General features: G+C 38.8%; 17 protein-coding genes. 7 read left to right on the forward strand and 10 right to left on the reverse strand.

The genetic code is table 11. The features are described 5' to 3' along the window. The first annotated feature begins 11 nt into the window (after window positions 1–11). Window positions 12–1,937, forward strand: coding sequence for an ABC transporter ATP-binding protein (locus tag ACFSAV_RS00565; protein ID WP_379094996.1), 1,926 nt, complete (start codon window positions 12–14; stop codon window positions 1,935–1,937). 45 nt (window positions 1,938–1,982) lie between these two features. On the opposite strand, the gene ACFSAV_RS00570 is transcribed toward ACFSAV_RS00565, so the two are convergent. The 10 genes from ACFSAV_RS00570 to narQ all read right to left on the reverse strand — a co-directional run bounded on the left by ACFSAV_RS00570 (window position 1,983) and on the right by narQ (window position 13,243). Continuing rightward, window positions 1,983–2,606 (reverse strand): hypothetical protein, encoded by a 624-nt coding sequence (locus ACFSAV_RS00570; protein WP_379094998.1) that lies wholly within the window; start codon window positions 2,604–2,606, stop codon window positions 1,983–1,985. A gap of 90 nt (window positions 2,607–2,696) precedes the next feature. After that, window positions 2,697–3,911, reverse strand: coding sequence for an aromatic amino acid transport family protein (locus tag ACFSAV_RS00575; RefSeq protein ID WP_379095001.1), 1,215 nt, complete (start codon window positions 3,909–3,911; stop codon window positions 2,697–2,699). A gap of 245 nt (window positions 3,912–4,156) precedes the next feature. After that, a complete protein-coding gene (gene rpoH, locus ACFSAV_RS00580) occupies window positions 4,157–5,002 on the reverse strand; it encodes an RNA polymerase sigma factor RpoH (RefSeq protein WP_101775620.1) in 846 nt (281 codons plus the stop codon). Window positions 5,003–5,245: 243 nt separating this feature from the next. After that, window positions 5,246–6,661: an SLC13 family permease gene (locus tag ACFSAV_RS00585; RefSeq protein WP_379095005.1), complete on the reverse strand. Its 1,416-nt coding sequence runs from the start codon at window positions 6,659–6,661 to the stop codon at window positions 5,246–5,248. A 204-nt stretch (window positions 6,662–6,865) separates the two neighbouring features. Further along, window positions 6,866–8,410, reverse strand: a complete 1,545-nt coding sequence (locus tag ACFSAV_RS00590; RefSeq protein ID WP_379095007.1) for a phospholipase D family protein — start codon at window positions 8,408–8,410, stop codon at window positions 6,866–6,868. A gap of 193 nt (window positions 8,411–8,603) precedes the next feature. Beyond that, window positions 8,604–9,563 (reverse strand): dicarboxylate transporter/tellurite-resistance protein TehA, encoded by a 960-nt coding sequence (gene tehA / locus ACFSAV_RS00595; RefSeq protein WP_379095008.1) that lies wholly within the window; start codon window positions 9,561–9,563, stop codon window positions 8,604–8,606. After that, window positions 9,560–9,871: a DUF2322 family protein gene (locus ACFSAV_RS00600; protein WP_379095010.1), complete on the reverse strand. Its 312-nt coding sequence runs from the start codon at window positions 9,869–9,871 to the stop codon at window positions 9,560–9,562. Before ACFSAV_RS00600 ends, tehA begins: the two co-directional genes overlap by 4 nt. A 12-nt stretch (window positions 9,872–9,883) precedes the next feature. Next, window positions 9,884–10,909, reverse strand: coding sequence for a UDP-N-acetylmuramate dehydrogenase (murB, locus tag ACFSAV_RS00605; RefSeq protein ID WP_379095013.1), 1,026 nt, complete (start codon window positions 10,907–10,909; stop codon window positions 9,884–9,886). 11 nt (window positions 10,910–10,920) lie between these two features. Then, the gene (locus tag ACFSAV_RS00610) at window positions 10,921–11,538 is read right to left on the reverse strand and encodes a peptidase E (RefSeq protein WP_379095016.1); all 618 of its coding nucleotides are present in this window, start codon (window positions 11,536–11,538) and stop codon (window positions 10,921–10,923) included. A 1-nt stretch (window position 11,539) separates the two neighbouring features. Beyond that, the gene (gene narQ / locus ACFSAV_RS00615) at window positions 11,540–13,243 is read right to left on the reverse strand and encodes a nitrate/nitrite two-component system sensor histidine kinase NarQ (RefSeq protein ID WP_101775613.1); all 1,704 of its coding nucleotides are present in this window, start codon (window positions 13,241–13,243) and stop codon (window positions 11,540–11,542) included. Window positions 13,244–13,437: 194 nt separating this feature from the next. On the opposite strand from narQ, the gene napF reads away from it, so the two are divergent. From napF to ACFSAV_RS00645, 6 genes are all read left to right on the forward strand, one after another. Continuing rightward, entirely contained in the window at window positions 13,438–13,974 is a 537-nt protein-coding gene (gene napF / locus ACFSAV_RS00620; RefSeq protein WP_101775612.1) for a ferredoxin-type protein NapF, read from the forward strand. After that, window positions 13,975–14,247 carry a chaperone NapD gene (locus ACFSAV_RS00625; RefSeq protein WP_379095020.1) on the forward strand — a complete coding sequence of 91 codons (273 nt, stop codon included), beginning with the start codon at window positions 13,975–13,977 and terminating at the stop codon, window positions 14,245–14,247. A gap of 44 nt (window positions 14,248–14,291) precedes the next feature. Continuing rightward, window positions 14,292–16,778, forward strand: coding sequence for a nitrate reductase catalytic subunit NapA (gene napA / locus ACFSAV_RS00630; protein ID WP_101775738.1), 2,487 nt, complete (start codon window positions 14,292–14,294; stop codon window positions 16,776–16,778). 66 nt (window positions 16,779–16,844) lie between these two features. Beyond that, window positions 16,845–17,597, forward strand: coding sequence for a ferredoxin-type protein NapG (gene napG, locus ACFSAV_RS00635; RefSeq protein ID WP_379095023.1), 753 nt, complete (start codon window positions 16,845–16,847; stop codon window positions 17,595–17,597). After that, a complete protein-coding gene (gene napH, locus ACFSAV_RS00640; protein ID WP_379095026.1) occupies window positions 17,597–18,472 on the forward strand; it encodes a quinol dehydrogenase ferredoxin subunit NapH in 876 nt (291 codons plus the stop codon). The genes napG and napH overlap by 1 nt, the downstream gene beginning before the upstream one ends. 5 nt (window positions 18,473–18,477) lie before the next feature. Further along, a complete protein-coding gene (locus ACFSAV_RS00645; RefSeq protein WP_101775609.1) occupies window positions 18,478–18,903 on the forward strand; it encodes a nitrate reductase cytochrome c-type subunit in 426 nt (141 codons plus the stop codon). Window positions 18,904–18,906: the final 3 nt, after the last annotated feature.

Here is an 18,906-nt window from a genome sequence, read left to right on the forward strand (position 1 = left end):
ACTGACAAGCAATGCTTTTTTTTACAAATTTAACCTTAAAACGTGGGCAATCTATTTTGCTCGAAAATACCTCCGTTACTATTAACCCCGGGCAAAAAGTTGGGCTGGTAGGAAAGAATGGCTGTGGTAAATCTTCTTTATTGGCTTTACTTAAACAAGAAATGAGTGCGGAAAATGGTGAAGTCAGTTTTCCAAGTCATTGGGCATTATCTTGGGTTAATCAAGAAACACCAGCATTAGACACTGCTGCATTAGATTATGTCATTGAGGGTGATCGTGAGTATTGTCGTTTACAACATGCGCTGACACTTGCTAATGAACAAGGTGATGGGCATCAGATTGCGCATCTGCATGCACAACTTGATGCAATTGATGCATGGACGATCCAAGCGCGTGCTGCCGCGTTATTACATGGTTTAGGCTTTAGCCAACAGGAGTTACAGCAGCCGGTGAAGTCTTTTTCTGGTGGTTGGCGAATGCGCTTAAATCTCGCTCAGGCGTTACTTTGTCCTTCTGATTTATTATTGTTAGATGAGCCTACTAACCATTTAGATTTAGATACGGTTATGTGGCTGGAACGTTGGTTAGTACAATACAAAGGCACATTGATATTGATTTCGCATGATCGTGATTTTCTTGATCCTATTGTGAATAAAATTTTGCATATTGAAAATCAAAAGTTAAATGAATACACAGGGGATTATTCTTCCTTTGAAATACAACGTGCAACAAAGCTTGCTCAGCAAAGCGCACTTTATCGTCAACAACAACAAAAAATTGCGCATTTACAGAAATATATTGATCGTTTTAAAGCCAAAGCGAGTAAAGCAAAACAAGCGCAAAGCCGTGTGAAAGCCCTTGAGCGGATGGAGCTGATCGCACCTGCCTATGTAGATAATCCTTTCCGTTTTGCCTTTCGTGAGCCGTTGGCACTGCCTAATCCTTTGCTTTCGATGGAACAGGTCAGTGCGGGTTATCTTAATAGCGAGGGGCAAAGTGCGGTCGAAATTTTAGAAAATATTAAATTGAATTTAGTCCCTGGCTCGCGAATTGGCTTATTGGGTAAAAATGGGGCAGGGAAATCGACATTAACTAAATTGTTGGCGGGTGAATTATCCGCCCTTTCAGGGCAGATACTACTTGCTAAAGGTGTACAGCTTGGCTATTTTGCACAGCATCAATTAGATACCCTACGGGCTGATGAAAGCCCATTATGGCATCTGCAAAAACTGGCACCACAACATACGGAACAGCAGCTCAGAGATTATCTTGGCGGTTTTGCATTCAAAGGCGACAAAGTGAATGAAGCCGTAAACTCTTTTTCTGGTGGGGAAAAAGCGCGTTTAGTATTGGCATTGATTGTATGGCAGCGACCAAATTTATTATTACTTGATGAGCCAACCAACCACTTAGATCTTGATATGCGCCAAGCTTTAACAGAAGCCTTAGTGGATTATCAAGGTTCGTTAGTTGTAGTATCCCATGATCGTCATTTACTGCGTAATACTGTGGAAGAATTTTATTTAGTGCATGATAAGAAAGTCGCCCCATTTTCCGGCGATTTAGAGGATTACCAAAAATGGTTGAATGAGCTAAACCGCGCACCAGAAGTGAAACTGAATACGCAAAGCAGCAGCGACAATAGCAACAGTAGTGCGAACCGTAAAGAGCAAAAGCGTCGAGAAGCAGAATTAAGACAACAGACTGCTCCACTCCGTAAAAAGCTACAACAATTTGAAACTCAAATGGACAAATTATCGAATAACTTAGTTGATATTGAAGCACAATTAAGTGATAGTGCATTGTATTTAGCGGAAAATAAAGAAAAACTCACCGCACTTTTAGCTGAACAAGTCAGTTATAAAAAGCAGCTAGAAGAGATCGAAATGGAATGGCTAGCACTTCAAGAAGCAGTTGAGCTGTTGCTTGTTGAATAACAAGGCTGGTTTTATAAAATTGAGGGACTCCAATGAGTCCCTTTGTTATTTACTTGATTTTTTGGCATTTAACCGAGTGCGTAAATAGTCATCAATGTGATCAACAATGATGGCATGAGGTTTAACGCCTTGACGGCGTACATGATCATTAATGATATTCATAAACGGAACAGATTCTTTCATTTTGTCATCATGCAAGCTAGGATTGGCTGGAATAATTGCTAAGGCATCACACATCACCAGCACCGCCTCTGTAATATAACTATCAGGAATAGGGCGACCGAGGTAAACGTTTTGCTGATTAGACTCAATCAATTTTGCATTGGCATCATATACTGCTTTGCTTTTCAATGTCGTTTCTTTTGTATTACAGTTTGTCGCAATGCGTTCAATACTGTAACTATTATCAGATAGGCTTGCAATTAAAGCAGAACGGGTATCACCAAAAGTATCAATGCTTGATAAACGAATGAAAAACATCGCATCATTGCCTACCCATTGATTGCGTAATGCTTCTATACGATACATATAGGAAACATAAGAACTGGCTCGACTGACATTTTCAATCGAGGGTGATTCAACATAAACAGGTGCATTTGCTGATAAGTTGGTTGAGTTCAGTAATGCACCTATCAATAGCGTCGTTTTTAACCATGTTGTAATTTTCATATTCTCATTCCGCTTTATCTGTATTTTATTGAGCCAATATAACATTCTTAGCGAAATTTTATAGTCAATTTTTCTAGCTCCCCATCATTACTAGCCGATCACTTGTGGTAAATAACCTGCACGCATAATGAATGGAATCAAGGTAATTGCAACGCCCAGCACTAACACCAATAGGAGCATAGGCGTGCCACCTGCGACACGATAAGGCAAGTGAGCATGTTGCTTACGTACTTTCCAAACTAAGGCAACGGGCAAGACTACTGCATAAAACGCAAACATTTGTCCTGCATAGCTGAGCGCTAATACGAAACCTTGTGGATAGAAAAACGCGAAAAGTAAGGGTGGTAAAAAGGTTAATGCACCTAAGCTAAGACGACCTGCGGAAATATTAAATGAACGTTTTAATAAATCTTCAATACATTCAAATAAGCCTAATGACACGCCTAAGAATGAAGTGATTAATGCTAATGCCGAGAAAATTTTAACAGCTTGTGCCAGTATTGGGCTGCCAGTGATTTGTAAACTGGCATTGACTAAACCATTTAGCGTTGGATCATCTTTTAGAATCTGCAAAAACAGTGTTTGGCTTAATACACCATGGGTAGAAAGTTGCCACACAATGTAGAAGATTAAGGTGATAGTAGAACCTGTTAATATTGAAAAACGCAATGCTTTTACATTACCTTGTAAGTAATTATTCAGACTTGGAATAGAACCATGGAAGCCAAAAGAAGTAAAGAAAATTGGGCTGGCTGATAACAATAGCGCGTTATCAAGAGGCATTGCCATCAGATTATCAAGACTGACTTTTGGCAACATTAAACATAATACTAAGAGTAATGTGCCTAGCATAATAAAAAATAGTAAACGGTTGATTCCATCTACACTTTTAGTACCAATAATAATAAAAGCACCAAAGAATAGAGTAAATAACCCGATCGCGAGTTTAGATGTTGTTTCTTTATCTGCAATTGTTGGTAAGCTAGAGGCAAGAATTGAACCTCCGCCAGTGACATAGGCTGAAAGCAGTGCATATAGGAAAACTAGTAAGACGACTGTAGCGATAATTCGTCCTGCACGCCCAAAGTATTGAGCAGCTAAAGTGCCGATACCTGCGTCATGCTCAGCAGTTTGATAAATTTCAGCAAAGAGTAATGCGGTATAAGTCAATAATCCCCATAGCGCAATGAGTAATACTAATGTAAAGCTAAAGCCGATTTCCGCAGAAGTAAGCGGCATAGCTAACATGCCTGCACCAATCATAGTGCCTGAAACAAGTAATGTGCTTCCAGCTGTTTTATTCACGATAGTTTCCTTCTTTATTCTTGTTAAATAATAAAATCTTATTTTGTAAAGAAATATTTACATATTATTGTGTAAAAATCTGCAGTTATGTTAACAAGATAAAAAGCATAAAGCTATAGTTATGCTGAATTAAAACAGATAAAATGCATGATTATTTTGTAAGAAAAAGTTTACACTTTGTTGCTGTAGCAAATAAAAAAGCCAAAGTATTTCACTTTGGCTTTTGGGTAATGTAATAAAATTTATTAAAAATTGACCGCACTTTTTAGTTTTTTCAGTGCATTAGTTTCAAGCTGACGAACACGTTCAGCAGAAATATTATATTTCACGGCAAGATCTTGCAAGGTGGCCTTATTTTCATCTAACCAGCGCGCTTTAATAATATCCAAACTACGATCATCAAGCCCTTGTAACGCAACCGTTAATTGCTCTGTAGCTTGCGTTTCGTAATTTTCATTTTCTAATTCAGCCGCAAAGTTAGAACCTTTGTCTTCTAAATATAATGATGGCGCATAGGTTTCTTCGTTATCGTCTGTTGGCAAATCGAAGGCAACATCCGATCCCGTCATACGTGATTCCATTTCCATCACATCTTCAGGAGAAACGCCAAGCTCATTTGCTACCATTTCCACTTCATTTTCGTTAAACCAACCTAAACGTTGTTTCGTTTTACGTAAATTAAAGAATAATTTACGCTGTGCTTTAGTGGTTGCCACTTTAACAATACGCCAGTTGCGTAATACATATTCGTGAATTTCTGCCTTGATCCAATGCACAGCAAAAGAAACTAAACGTACCCCGACTTCTGGGTTAAAACGTTTAACCGCTTTCATCAAACCAATGTTACCTTCTTGGATTAAATCCGCTTGAGGTAAGCCATAGCCTGAATAACCACGTGCAACGTGGATGACAAAGCGAAGATGTGAAAGAATCAACTTTTTCGCTGCTTCCAAATCTTCTTGATAATACAAACGCTCCGCTAATTCCTTTTCTTCCTCAGCGGTGAGCATTGGATATTCGTTTGCAGCACGAATGTATGCTTCAATACTGCCTTGTGGAACCAACATCATGGTTTGTGTTTCTTTATTCATTGTTTTCCTTCTTAAAAATGAAAGATAAAATTCCAAACTAGTTATAGCATAAAATCCAACATGCGCCAATCTTTCAGGCTATTTGTGGATTGGGTAGAAATTAGACTACGGACACCTAGTAAAGTTCCGATAATTGTCTAAAAAGAGGATAGATCAGTCTATAGTTATAGCATAACATACCGCACCATTAAGCTAAAGTGCGGTATGTTTTATTTGAATTTTAAGATGAGATTATGCACTTTTCTATAAAAAAGTAGATAAAGCCAATACCCATAAAATACTCAAGATTGGTCCTAGACAGCCAATGACTACACCGCCTAAACGGAATTCAGCTTGCTTAATTAAGCCTGTACTAAATGCAATCGCATTTGGTGGCGTTGAAACAGGGAGAAATAATGCACAAGAGGCACTTAATCCAATTACCAGTGGGAGAATCATTGGATTAATATCAACTCCACCAACCATCGCCAATAAAGAAACCCCCATCGGGATTAAGATCGTTGTTGCCGCAGTGTTACTCATGAAGTTAGATAAAATCACAGTAATGAAACCGAAGAGCACTAATAACATCACGAAACTCACTTGAATATGGCTGATTTGCTCAACAAAGTGGGCGGCGATATGTTGTTCTTCAATAGCTAAGCCCAGCGCAAGACCACCAGCAACTAGCATTAAAGTATCCCAAGGTAATTGACGAATGTCTTTTTCGCCTAAAACGCCAGTCATTGTCAGTCCAACAATAGGAATGCCTGAGGCAGCAGCGACAGGAATACCAATCCATTTAGAGGTCAGCCAGCAGAATAATGTGGTAGCAAGGATAACTAATACAATTGTTTTATGTAGCATTTCTACTCGATTAGAATGGACTTGTGCAGTTTCTTGTAAAAAACTGAAATCAAGATTTTCAGTTTTATCTACTTGGTATTTTTTAACCAATACACGCCAGAAAATAAAGAGTAATACTAATGCCAGCGGTGTACCGACCATCATCCATTCTAAAAATGAAATAGGATGTCCTAGTTTTTCAAGAGCACCAACTGCAATGGCATTTGGTGCGGAACCAATAATAGTCCCCATCCCACCAACCGATGCTGCGGCAGGAATGCCTAAAAGTAAGGCTTTAGATAAATTAGAACTTTTCTCTAATCGGGTAAATAAAGGACTGATCGTAGCGATCATCATTGCGGTTGTTGCAGTATTACTCATTAACATGGACATTATCGCAGTTACTAGCATTAACCCCCATAATACATAAACTGGTTTATTACCAAATTTAGGCAATACCGCTTTGAGCAATAACAAGTCGAGTTTGGTTTTTTTCATAGCTTCTGCGAGGAAAAAGCCGCCCAGAAAGAGCCAAATTACACTATCAGACCAAGTTTGTAGATATTGGATGGCATCATAGGCTTCGCTTTTGCCCATGACTAATACTAAGAAGCCAACAATTAAGATACTCACAGAGAAGGGTGGAATCGCCTCAGTAACCCATAAGCTAATTGCAAAAAATAATAAGAAGAGTACATAGTTTTGTACTTTTGTGAAGCTGGCGTCAGAAAGTAGAACTGTCATGATGATAGCAAAAACAATAGATAAACAGAAGAAAACAAAATGCCTGTTCTGCGCTATTTTTATTACTTGTAAGCATTGCTTAATGTCCATAGATGACCTCATGAATAAGATTGGAAATAAATCTGATTGTAATCAAAAGGCAGGGGGAATTTCCTGATCTTGTTCAAAGAAAGTACTACTTTTTGGGCACAAGTTGAATATTTTTGCATAAAAACACCAGAAAGATGATGAATTTAAATTTTCACTCCAATAAGCAAAAGGTTAAATGTGGTGCATAATGAGAGTATCAGTTTTTTAAAGTAGATGTTCTACTGGCAGCAAGGAGAGAAACCAAATACAGATACGTTTAAATAAACTTGCGTGTGGTTCTGTTTCATATAGGATATTTTTTCCTGCTTCTTGCGTTTCCCAATAGATATCGCCATTTTGGTTAAGTGCGACAGAGAAAGTATAGGTTTGGTGGTGTATGTGCAATCTATTTACTAGCATTTGTGCTAATGTAGGGCTATCAATAATTAACCCCATTTCAGTATTTAACATAGCAGAACGTGGATCCATGTTAAATGAGCCAACAAATAAATAGCGATGATCTATACTAAATGTTTTAGCATGTAGACTCGCACTACTCCCACCCGTTAGCAAGTGGTGAGGTGGGTCCATTTGTACTGTTGCATTAGGTTTTAGCTCATACAGATGAATATGATTTTCTAGCAGTGCTTTACGATATTTCGCATATCCTGAATGCACAATGCTCACATCAGTTGCTTCCAGTGAATTTGTTAAAATAGAAACACGGGGACCAATTTGAGCAATTTGTTTAAGAAAATCAACACCTATACTGGTTGGCACAAAATAGGGTGACACAATAATTAAGCTATTTTTAGCGCTTTGCATAATTGGTGCAATATGGGCGAGTACTGTATTTTCTATATTCGATTCCCCTAACCCTTTAGCTGGATCATCACTGATTAATTGCACTGGTGACCAAGTGAATTGTAGTGATCCTGTTTTTAAATTCTTAGCGAAAGGCAGCTGTGCTAACTGTGCTAAATAATGCTGTGTTGCGGTGTCATTAGCGGGTCGACTATCAAAGGGTTGGCTAGTTTCGTTTACAATGAGTGCTAGAGGATAGACAGATTTGCTATTCCAATAGCGATCAAAATCTGTTTCGATATGCGCGACAACTTCACCGACTGCGGCAACATCTAAGTCTGCAAAAAGTACACCATTACCTGCACCAAAATATTCATCGCCGATATTACGCCCTCCAACGATACTGATTAAACCATCTGCTGTTAACGATTTATTATGCATACGCCGATTGAGGCGGAAAAAGTCACTGAGATAACCTAGTAGACGATAATCCCGTTGCATAAAAGGATTAAAAAGGCGGATATTAATATTAGGATGGGCATTAAGAGAGGTTAATAAAGAGTCCATGCCTTTTGTATTATTATCGTCAAGTAATAAACGTACTTTAACGCCACGTTCAGCGGCTTTATATACACTTTGTAGTAGCAAATGCCCAGAAATATCATTGTGCCAAATGTAGTATTGTAAATCTAATGTGCGTTGTGCTGTTTCGACGAGCGCTAGGCGAGCAAGGAATGCATCTTGCCCATCATTTAAGGGATAAATACCCGTTAACTCTGGTTGTTGATTGATTAGTGGGAGAACGTGCTGGGCTAATAAGCTATTGGGATCAATATCGCGACAGGTTTGTTTTATTTCAGCTGAATTATTTGGTAGAGGTTTATATGTGATAACGGCCAGAATTACTATACTAGTAAGGATTGTAATGCATAAAATAGCAAGTTTTTTTATTAGACATGTCAGCATAGAAAGCCCTTTTTATTTTATATTGCCGTTATTGAATGAGTCATTCAAAATAAACATGTATGCCATATAAATCTTTCTTAAGCATTGTAACGATTATTGAATGAATTGCATCTTTTTTGTTCAAGTTAGGGGTGCTATATCAGGAAGTTTTCGAGCGAACATGGACCTATTCACTCGAAAATTAGATAAACCATCATTTAATAAAGAATTTACCTGTGAATAGTAAATACAATGTGCTGATTAACATTAATCCAATACTCAGATTAGCAAAGCAGAATAAGGTTAATCCGAGTGTTGAGAAAAGGTTATCTGTTGCTTGTTGATAAATAAACAAGCTGACTTTTGCCAACGAGGCTAAACCAAAGGAAAATGCCCAAATTGCAGGACTAAAACCTTTATTAAAAACCCACGGTAATAAGCGAATTAAAAAGAGTAGTTGCAATAAACCATAGCCAATCAGCATTTTAGCAAACAAGTCAAGTTGCCCGCCGTTAATTGCTAAATAAGCGGAACCACCCACAAAAGCAGGCGCAAGTTGGATACCAATATCAAGACGTAAGGATTCTGGAATAGGTTGTAAGGTACGTAGGCGCTGTAGGACGGCGGGTTCTAGCATTAGCCAAGAGAAAAAGCCAGCCCCAAAAAATAACATACCTAATTCATCATAACCTAAACTACCTAATGCAGTTGCACTGACAAAATTTGTAGCAACAGTGGGTAAATAAATGACTGGCGTGGTGTATTCAGCTTGATGAGTACCTCGCCACATACCTGCAATATAATAAGCTGCAAATGCGAGTTGAATGAAGATGCCAATACTGATTAAGATGACAGCAACGTATCGCGCATAAGGCATTGATGCAATCCCAATCAATGTGGTAGTAATTGGCATCAGGCTAACAAAGCTACCTAATGCGGGGTGTTGTAAATCGACTTTAAACGTGTTTAGATTGTGCGTCCATTTCCATAGGTATGCACAAATAAAGCAAAACCAGACCGCACTTGCTAAGCTAAATAAACTTTCGCTGATTATTGTTGCGATAGACCAAGTCGGTACAGCAGAGCGCCATGCGAGGCAGAGCGCAGAAAGCCCAAGTACAATACCGAAATAGTTAATTGGGAGAGGAAATGGTTTTAACGCTGGTGTTGTCATAATTGCGGTACTAATTGATATTCGAGATTATGTTCAATGACATTCAGTAATAAATCAATATTGGGATGTTTCCCTTGGTTTTGTTTCGCATCTTCGGTATGTTCAGCGAAGAGCTGCAATCCTTTTTGTGCAGAAGTGCGGTCTAATTTACCATTAAATTCATTCGCTAATGCATGATAGACACGTAATGAGCCTAATTTGCCAGCAATGGCTGGAATGTAATGAACTTGTGTCGAACCTGTCATGACGGTAAGCCCTGTTAAATGTTCAATAGTAGGTAAAGTGTCTAAAATTGTGTTGAAATTCATGATATTCCTTATTTAACTAATTGCTTGTTCACTGTCGACTTCGCCCTTTTCATCAATAAAGCGAACTTCAGGTTGCAACCATACTGCAAAACGTTGTGCTACTTTCTGGCGGATATGATGCGCTAATTCTACAATGTCTGAACCGGTGGCATTCTGTTTGTTAATTAATACGAGAGCCTGTTGCTGGTGTACCGCTGCCCCACCGACTTGATAGCCTTTCAGACCACATTGATCAATTAGCCAGCCTGCAGCAAGTTTAACATTGCCATCGGGTTGAGGAAAATGTGGGATCGTTGGATATTCTTGTTGTAGGTTGACAAAATCTGCTTTTGAAACGATAGGATTTTTAAAGAAGCTTCCAGCATTCCCAAACTCAGCTGGATCAGGTAGTTTGCTACGGCGTACTGAGCAAACTTCATCAAAAATTTGCTGAGAACTGACCGCACTTTCTTCTAAATTAGCCAATGAACCATATTTCAACACTGGTTTCCAATCTTTGGTCAATTTTAAGCCTACGGCAAGAATCACATAACCATTCGCATAATCATGTTTGAAAATACTATCGCGATAACCAAATTGACATTGTTCATTGCTTAAACGGAATTGCTCACCATTATGTAGGTTGAGGACATCGACGTAATCGCACACTTCTTTAAATTCAACGCCATAAGCACCGATGTTTTGAATAGGTGCAGAGCCAACACAGCCGGGGATTAATGCTAAGTTTTCTAAACCGCTAATCCCAGCATGTAATGACCATTCTACTAATTGGTGCCAATTTTCACCGCCATTGACATGCAGGTAATGAAATTGATTATCTTCACTGTGCTGAATACCAAGTAAGCGATTAATGAAGACCGCACCATTAAAATCACGTAAAAATAAGACATTACTGCCTTGTCCTAAAAATAATACTGGCTGTCCAATTGCCTGACATGCTGCCCATTGTTGTTTGAGTTGTTCAATATTTGTAATTTCAACAATGTGTTGTGCATGTGCTGGTAATGAAAAAGTGTGGAACTGTTGTAGACTTTGCATAGTTTATCCTTTTAGTTTTTGGTTTGGATTTCCACAATATCATTATTCACAATAAGCGCTTGTGTATTATTAATCGGCACTAAATTGAGTGTTGCAGAATAGGTTTCAATAATCTGCTGCGTTGCTTCTATAAAAGGGACGTTTGTGTAATGAGGCAGTGTGTGAAAATTGACTAAATTTAATGCGTTATTATCAACTAAATCAGGTGCTGGCTCTCGTGAATCCATCAGTTGAACATAATTTATATTTGGTGAGGTAATCATCGCCCCTGCCGATTCACCAATGTAAAGTTTACCTGCATTGACTTGCTGGATAATTAATTTATCTGCGCCACTGCGTTTTAATTCTTGTAGTAAAAAGAAGGTATTTCCCCCACTAATATAGATAAAATCATTGTTATTGAGTTTTTCGTTGATTTGCTCAAAAGTCGCAGTAGATATATCAAGTTCATCAATTTTTGCCCCTTGTTGTATCAACGCATTTTTTGCGTCATCTACATAAAAAGTCACTTCTTCTACATGACTTGCTGTAGGAATAAATGTGATAGTTTTTCCTTGAAGGTTGCCGATGAAATGTATGAATAAATCAATGACTTCAGCAAATGATGAGGATAAAAATAATTTTTTCATCTTACACTCCTGTTTGATTTAAGCTGATTTTCACTTCTGTTCCACCAGAAGGGCGGTTTGAAATTTGTAAGTTGGCATTTAATTGGGCGGAGCGCTCATTCATAATATTTAAGCCATAATGTCCATCAGGTTCTTCCAAGCTTGGAATTCCAATCCCATCATCACGTACAATTAATTCATATTCGCCATCTTCATTAGTATGTGCAATCACTTCAATTAAGCTACCTTTTGAATGTTTAATCGCATTCAATACAGATTCTCGCACAATTTGTAACACATGGACGAGTTGTTGTGCATTAAAGCTTTGCGAGGGCAAAGAACAATGCACGGTCATTTGCATTTCAGTTTGAGCGCGTAATGAGTCGATTACTTGTTCTAGCGCTAATTTAAGATTCGCTTCCTGTATAGTTAGGCGGAAGGTGGCTAATAATTCACGAAGCTGGACATAACCATCACGCAATGCTTGCTCAAAATTAGCAATAATATTCAAGCTTTTGGTTTTTGCATTTTCATCATCTTGTTTTAAGTTGTGTTTTAACAAGGTTAATTGAATTTGTAAAAAAGCAAGTACTTGAGCTAGAGAATCATGTAATTCACGAGCAATGATTGAACGTTCTTCCATTAATAACAGCTGTTGCTGCTGGCGTTGTGTTTTATGGAAATACAATGTTCGACTTAGAATTTGTGCGATATTACGCATCGTACGTGGATCTGGGCAAGGCAGACCAGCTTGCCAATAGAATACTGCTAATTTTTCATTTTCAATTGTCAATTCAACTTCTTGGCAGTCTTGGTTCTCTTGTTTTTCGCCAAATGCAATATTCCAATGTTCTGCACCTTCGACAACTAATGCTACATAGCGTAAATGTTCACTAATAAAAATGTTTTTCAGGACTTGTTGTAATGTGATTTCATCGACATTATTGGTCGTTAATTGTTGTGAACTTTCGTACAACATAGTCAAAGAGCGGTTAGTTTGGCGTAACTTTTGTGTTTTTTCATTGACGCTTTCTTCCAATGACGAATACAGCTTTTCTAATTCGCTCGACATTTGCGTAAAGGCACGTGCCAAGCTACCTAATTCATCTTCTTTGTTTGTATTCACTTTAACATGGTTAAATTGACGCATTTGCACCTGAATACTGGCGCGTGTCAGTTGTTTCAGCGGCATAACGACTTCTTTACGCGCATACCAAACCACATAAGAAACCATCACAATAATGGATAGCATAGATAAAGACATGACTAAAACGGCAATGATCCATTTTTGTTCGGCAAAGCGTTGTAAAGTAAAAACAAATTGATCAACTTGTGCAACATAATCGGTAATTTCATTTTTATAAGCCGTAATGTCTTGATTTCTAGCATAACGCTCCATACTTTCCCAGCGCTTTATCAAATTATGATAAGACAGCTTGACGGCATTAGGCACAAACCATTGATGATCAATTTCTAATAACGCCTGAGAATGTAAACTTACACGATATTGGCGTAGGCTGGTTTCGACGAGTTCAGGATGCTGTTCTAATTCATATAATAAACGATAGCTTTGCATACGTAATGAACCTGATACGTTAATTGATTCTGCATCGGATTTATTACTTGCCATAATCATTAAACTTAGTGATGTGATTACACCCGCAAAAATAATCACGATAAATAAATAATTAGCGAGTTTTGTCGAAACGGAATGTTTGATGTTCACAAGCCACCTTTTTGCTCGGAAATGAAGCCATTAGTTTAACAAAAAAATGCGTGTTTTTTTACCTGTAAATAAAAATTGATCTAGCACAAGAAAAGCGTGAGTTTTCCTTTAAATACTCAATTTGGGTAGTATGAATTTTAACCCCTCTCTTCATAATGGCAGGTCTAAAAAAGGCTAAACTGAAGGAATGTGTAATGACTGTTGAAAACTTACCTCGCCGCAATTTTTTACGCGGGCAGTTTTTAACTTCACTACAATCAGAGCAAGTTAAACAGCAAGGTTTTCAGGGCATTCGTCCACCTTGGGCGATTGAACATGATCGTTTTATTCAAGGTTGCACCCGTTGTGATGCTTGTATCCAAATCTGTGAAACAAAAATTCTTATTAAAGGTGATGGTGGTTTTCCTGAAGTTCAATTTAGTCGAGGCGAATGCACTTTTTGTCAACAATGTGTTGATGCTTGCTCACAGCCCATTTTTAGATCAACAAGCGAGCCAGCTTGGTTTCACCAAATTGAAATTACTGCAAATTGTTTAACACAAAAATCGGTTGAATGTCGAAGCTGTGAAGATAGCTGTGAAATGCGTGCAATTCGTTTTAAACGTCAGTTAGGTGGTGTTTCACAACCAATACTTGATCTTGAAAGTTGTAATGGTTGTGGCGCATGTATCAAAGGCTGTCCTGTTTCAGCAATTAAAGTGTTATTTACAGCAAATGAATTGGGAAAGTAAATGACTGAACAAATCACAATGGAAAATGCACAAGACTGGCATGTGTGTGGGTTAGTGGTCCAAGGCAATCCACAAAAAATTGAGGCAATTCAGACCGCACTTTTAGCTATGCCGCATACTGAGATCCCAGTCTTTGATGCGAAGACGGGTAAACTTGTTGTCGTGATGCAATCACATGATAAACAAGTATTACACCAGCAAATGGAAGCGACAAGAGATATTGATGGGGTGATCGATGTGTCTTTGGTTTACCATCAACAAGATGAAAATTAATAAAACATAAAATAATTCAATATAGTGGGGGAAACGCTATGAGTATGAATTTAAGTCGTCGTGACTTTATGAAAACCAATGCAGCTGTTGCCGCTGCGGCGGTAGCTGGGTTAGCTATTCCAGTCAAAAACGTGGAAGCAGCAACCGATAAAACCATTAAATGGGATAAAGCGCCTTGTCGTTTCTGTGGTACAGGTTGTAGTGTGCTGGTTGGAACTCAAAATGGGCGCGTTGTCGCTTCACAAGGTGATCCTGATGCGGAAGTAAATCGTGGCTTAAACTGTATCAAAGGTTATTTCTTACCAAAAATCATGTATGGTAAAGACCGTTTAACATCGCCCATGTTGCGTATGAAAAATGGTAAATTTGATAAAAATGGTGAGTTCACGCCTGTTTCTTGGGATCAAGCTTTTACTATCATGGCGGAAAAATTCAAAAAAGCGTTGAAAGAAAAAGGACCTAATGGGGCAGGTATGTTTACTTCAGGTCAATCAACGATTTTTGAAGGTATTGCAAAATCAAAATTATTTAAAGCAGGCTTACGTTCAAATAATATTGACCCAAATGCGCGTCATTGTATGGCATCAGCTGCCGTTGCGTTTATGCGTACTTTTGGTATGGATGAACCAATGGGCTGTTACGATGATATCGAAAGAGCAGATGCATTCGTACTTTGGGGTTCAAATATGGCAGAAATGCACCCAATTTTATGGTCACGTATTTCTGATCGCCGTTTATCTCATCCTGATGTAAAAGTTGCCGTACTTTCTACTTTTGAACACCGTTCATTTGAATTAGCTGACTTAGGTATGATTTTCACACCGCAATCAGATTTGGCTATTATGAACTACATTGCTAATTATTTGATTGAGCATAATGCAATTGATAATGACTTTATCCAAAAACACACTAAATTTAAACGTGGTGAAACGGATATTGGTTATGGTTTACGTGAAACACACCCATTAGAGCAGGCAGCGAAAAATGTGAAAACTGCGGGCAAAATGCACGACAGTGATTTCGAAGAATATAAAAAATTAGTTGCACCATACACACTTGAAAAAGCGCATGAAATTTCAGGTGTACCAAAAGAACAGCTTGAAGCATTAGCGAAAATGTATGCTGATCCAAAACTGAATATCGTGTCATTCTGGACGATGGGCTTTAACCAGCATACACGTGGTGTGTGGGCGAACCACTTAATCTATAACATTCACCTCTTAACCGGTAAAATTTCAAAACCAGGTTGTGGTCCATTCTCATTAACGGGTCAACCATCTGCTTGCGGTACGGCGCGTGAAGTAGGTACCTTTGCACACCGTTTACCAGCAGACTTAGTGGTGACTAATCCAAAACATGTGGAAAAAGCAGAAAAACTTTGGAAATTACCAAAAGGCGTAATTCAAACTCAAGTAGGCTATCATGCGGTGGCGCAAGACCGTGCTTTAAAAGATAAGAAAATGAACGTGTTATGGCAAATGTGTACCAACAACATGCAAGGTGGTCCAAACATTAACCAAGAGCGTTTCCCAGGTTGGCGCGATGAAGAGAATTTTATTATCGTGTCAGATCCATACCCAACAGTTTCTGCGTTAGCGGCTGACTTAATTCTGCCAACGGCAATGTGGGTAGAAAAAGAAGGGGCTTATGGTAATGCAGAGCGTCGTACACAATTCTGGTATCAACAAGTAAAAGCGCCAGGTGAGTCAAAGTCTGATGTATGGCAATTAGTCGAGTTTTCTAAATATTTCACGACAGATGAAATGTGGCCAGCAGAGGTTTTAGCGGCAAATCCAGAATATAAAGGTAAAACGCTTTATGAAGTGTTATTCCGCAATGGTCAAGTTGATAAATTCGAAGTACCAACAGATAAACCAGGTTATATGAATGATGAGGCAGAACATTTTGGCTTCTATCTACAAAAAGGTTTATTTGAAGAATATGCGGTATTTGGTCGTGGTCATGCCCATGATTTAGCTGATTTTGAGGTTTATCACAAAACACGTGGTTTACGCTGGCCTGTAGTTGATGGTAAAGAAACCTTATGGCGTTACCGTGAAGGTTATGACCCTTATGTCAAAGAAGGCGAAGGTGTGGCGTTTTATGGTTATCCAGATAAACGAGCAATTATTCTTGCTGTACCTTATGAGCCACCAGCAGAAGCACCAGATGCAGAATATGATTTATGGTTAAGTACAGGTCGTGTACTTGAACATTGGCATACTGGAACAATGACGCGCCGTGTACCAGAATTACACCGTTCATTCCCAAATAACTTAGTTTGGATGCACCCATTAGATGCGAAAGCACGAGGTTTACGCCATGGTGATAAAGTAAAAGTAAGTTCACGTCGTGGTGAAATTATTTCTCACTTAGATACCCGCGGTCGTAACAAAGTGCCACAAGGTTTGGTCTATACCACATTCTTTGATGCAGGTCAGTTAGCGAACTATTTAACGTTAGATGCAACTGATCCAATTTCAAAAGAAACTGACTTCAAAAAATGTGCAGTAAAAGTGGAAAAAGCGTAATTCGTTAAATTTAATGAGGAACGACCGCACTTGATATGTTAATCACAAGTGCGGTTAGAAAACCAAATGAAAAAACCTGTTGTGAGTCCTGAACGTCGTCGATTTTTTAAAGAGGCTACCCGCACTGCATGTGGGCTGGCAGGGGTTGGCTTGTTATTAGGATTACAACAGAAACAAAGTTTAGCGCGTGAAGGCGTTGCATTACGTCCGCCCTTTGCGATTGCTGACGATCAAGCGTTTTCAGCAGCATGTATTCGTTGTGGACAATGTGTTCAAGCTTGTCCTTACGATATGCTGCATTTGGCATCGTTATTATCACCAATGGAAGCAGGAACGCCTTATTTTATTGCTCGTGATAAACCTTGCGAAATGTGCGAGGACATTCCTTGTGCTAAAGCCTGTCCAACGGGCGCATTAGATAATCAAGCGACAGATATTAATGAAGCACGTATGGGATTATCCGTGTTGCTCGATCAAGAGACTTGTTTAAATTGGCAAGGATTACGTTGTGATGTGTGTTATCGGGTTTGTCCATTGATTGGCAAAGCGATTACCCTTGAAATGCAACATAATGATCGTTCAGATAAGCATGCGAAGTTTATTCCTACCGTACATTCGAACGCTTGTACGGGTTGTGGTAAATGTGAAGAAGCTTGTGTACTTGAAGTGGCGGCAATCAAAGTGCTACCAATGGATTTAGCAAAAGGCATGTTAGGACAACATTATCGTTTAGGTTGGGAAGAGAAAGAAAAAGCAGGGCATTCACTTGCTCCAGAAGGGATTATTACTCTACCAACTCGTTTACCGGAGAGTTTGTAATGGCAAATTCACCGAAATATGCAGGTAAAGAAGCACGCGAAAAATTAGGCTGGTGGTATGTAAATCGCTTTTTATTTTGGCGACGTTTAATCCAGCTTAGTATCTTAGCTATGTTTTTAAGTGGACCTTATTTGGGCGTATGGATTCTAAAAGGGAGTTATAGTAGTAGCCTTTTTTTAGATCTCATTCCAATGTCTGATCCCTTAATTATGGCAGAAAGCCTTGCGACAGGATTTGTACCAACAATGACCGCATTGTTAGGTGTTGTCATCGTAATTGGTAGCTATGCATTGCTTGGTAGTCGTGTGTTTTGTGCTTGGGTTTGTCCATTAAATGTTGTCACTGATGTTTCTGCTTGGTTACGACGTAAATTAGGTATTCGCCAGTCAGCGAAAATACCACGTGGATTACGTTATGGTATTTTGCTCATGATTTTGGTTGGTAGCACTGTGAGTGGCTTATTACTGTGGGAATGGTTAAATCCAGTCGCTGCGTTAGGACGTGCTTTGATTTATGGTTTTGGCGCAACAGCTTGGTTAGTTTTAGCGGTTTTTTTATTTGATTTATTTATTGTTGAACATGGTTGGTGTGGGCACTTATGCCCAATTGGTGCAGCCTACGGTGTTATTGGCGCGAAAGGGATATTGCGTATTAAAGTGGAACATCGTAGTCAATGTGATAATTGCATGGATTGTTATAACGTCTGCCCAGAACCACAAGTGTTACGCGCACCTTTACATGGAAAAAATAATGAAAGCCCATTAGTGCTTTCAAAAGATTGTATCAGTTGTGGACGTTGTATCGACGTTTGCCCTGAAAAAGTATTTATCTTTACAACTCGATTTAATAATTCAGTTAATCATTCGGGGGAGTGATCAAAATGAAAAAAAGTATCTTAATTTTAACCGCACTTTTTGCTTTCGCTGCACAAGCTGAGGATGTGAAAGTTGGACATGGTATACAAGATTCACCAGAGTATATTGCACCTGCATTTCACAGTGCACCAAAAGAAAGTGGTTTGGCGCCGTTGAACTATGTTAATCAGCCACCAATGGTGCCGCATGCGACTAAAAATTACCAAGTGACTAAAAACATTAACCAATGTTTAACTTGTCATAGCCCAGAAGCTTCGCGTGTGACAGGGGCAACTCGTATTAGTCCAACTCACTTTATGGATCGTGATGGCAATATTATTGGTGGTACTTCTCCACGTCGTTATTTCTGTTTGCAATGTCACGTGTCTCAATCTGATGTGGAACCAATTGTTCAAAATGAATTTAAACCAATGGCTGGCTTCGGCAAATAAGTT

It is taken from the genome of Pasteurella oralis (genome assembly GCF_042681465.1).
Taxonomy (GTDB): Bacteria; Pseudomonadota; Gammaproteobacteria; order Enterobacterales; family Pasteurellaceae; genus Pasteurella; species Pasteurella oralis.

Bases quoted from the DNA above. Each gene is read 5' to 3' on its own strand.
- napH (WP_379095026.1), top strand. From the start codon at position 17,597: ATGGCAAATTCACCGAAATATGCAGGTAAAGAAGCACGCGAAAAATTA.
- murB (WP_379095013.1), bottom strand. From the start codon at position 10,909: ATGCAAAGTCTACAACAGTTCCACACTTTTTCATTACCAGCACATGCA.
- ACFSAV_RS00625 (WP_379095020.1), top strand. From the start codon at position 13,975: ATGACTGAACAAATCACAATGGAAAATGCACAAGACTGGCATGTGTGT.
- tehA (WP_379095008.1), bottom strand. From the start codon at position 9,563: ATGACAACACCAGCGTTAAAACCATTTCCTCTCCCAATTAACTATTTC.
- napA (WP_101775738.1), top strand. From the start codon at position 14,292: ATGAATTTAAGTCGTCGTGACTTTATGAAAACCAATGCAGCTGTTGCC.
- ACFSAV_RS00590 (WP_379095007.1), bottom strand. From the start codon at position 8,410: ATGCTGACATGTCTAATAAAAAAACTTGCTATTTTATGCATTACAATC.
- ACFSAV_RS00565 (WP_379094996.1), top strand. From the start codon at position 12: ATGCTTTTTTTTACAAATTTAACCTTAAAACGTGGGCAATCTATTTTG.
- ACFSAV_RS00610 (WP_379095016.1), bottom strand. From the start codon at position 11,538: ATGAAAAAATTATTTTTATCCTCATCATTTGCTGAAGTCATTGATTTA.
- ACFSAV_RS00645 (WP_101775609.1), top strand. From the start codon at position 18,478: ATGAAAAAAAGTATCTTAATTTTAACCGCACTTTTTGCTTTCGCTGCA.
- napG (WP_379095023.1), top strand. From the start codon at position 16,845: ATGAAAAAACCTGTTGTGAGTCCTGAACGTCGTCGATTTTTTAAAGAG.
- ACFSAV_RS00585 (WP_379095005.1), bottom strand. From the start codon at position 6,661: ATGGACATTAAGCAATGCTTACAAGTAATAAAAATAGCGCAGAACAGG.
- ACFSAV_RS00600 (WP_379095010.1), bottom strand. From the start codon at position 9,871: ATGAATTTCAACACAATTTTAGACACTTTACCTACTATTGAACATTTA.
- ACFSAV_RS00570 (WP_379094998.1), bottom strand. From the start codon at position 2,606: ATGAAAATTACAACATGGTTAAAAACGACGCTATTGATAGGTGCATTA.
- rpoH (WP_101775620.1), bottom strand. From the start codon at position 5,002: ATGAATAAAGAAACACAAACCATGATGTTGGTTCCACAAGGCAGTATT.
- napF (WP_101775612.1), top strand. From the start codon at position 13,438: ATGACTGTTGAAAACTTACCTCGCCGCAATTTTTTACGCGGGCAGTTT.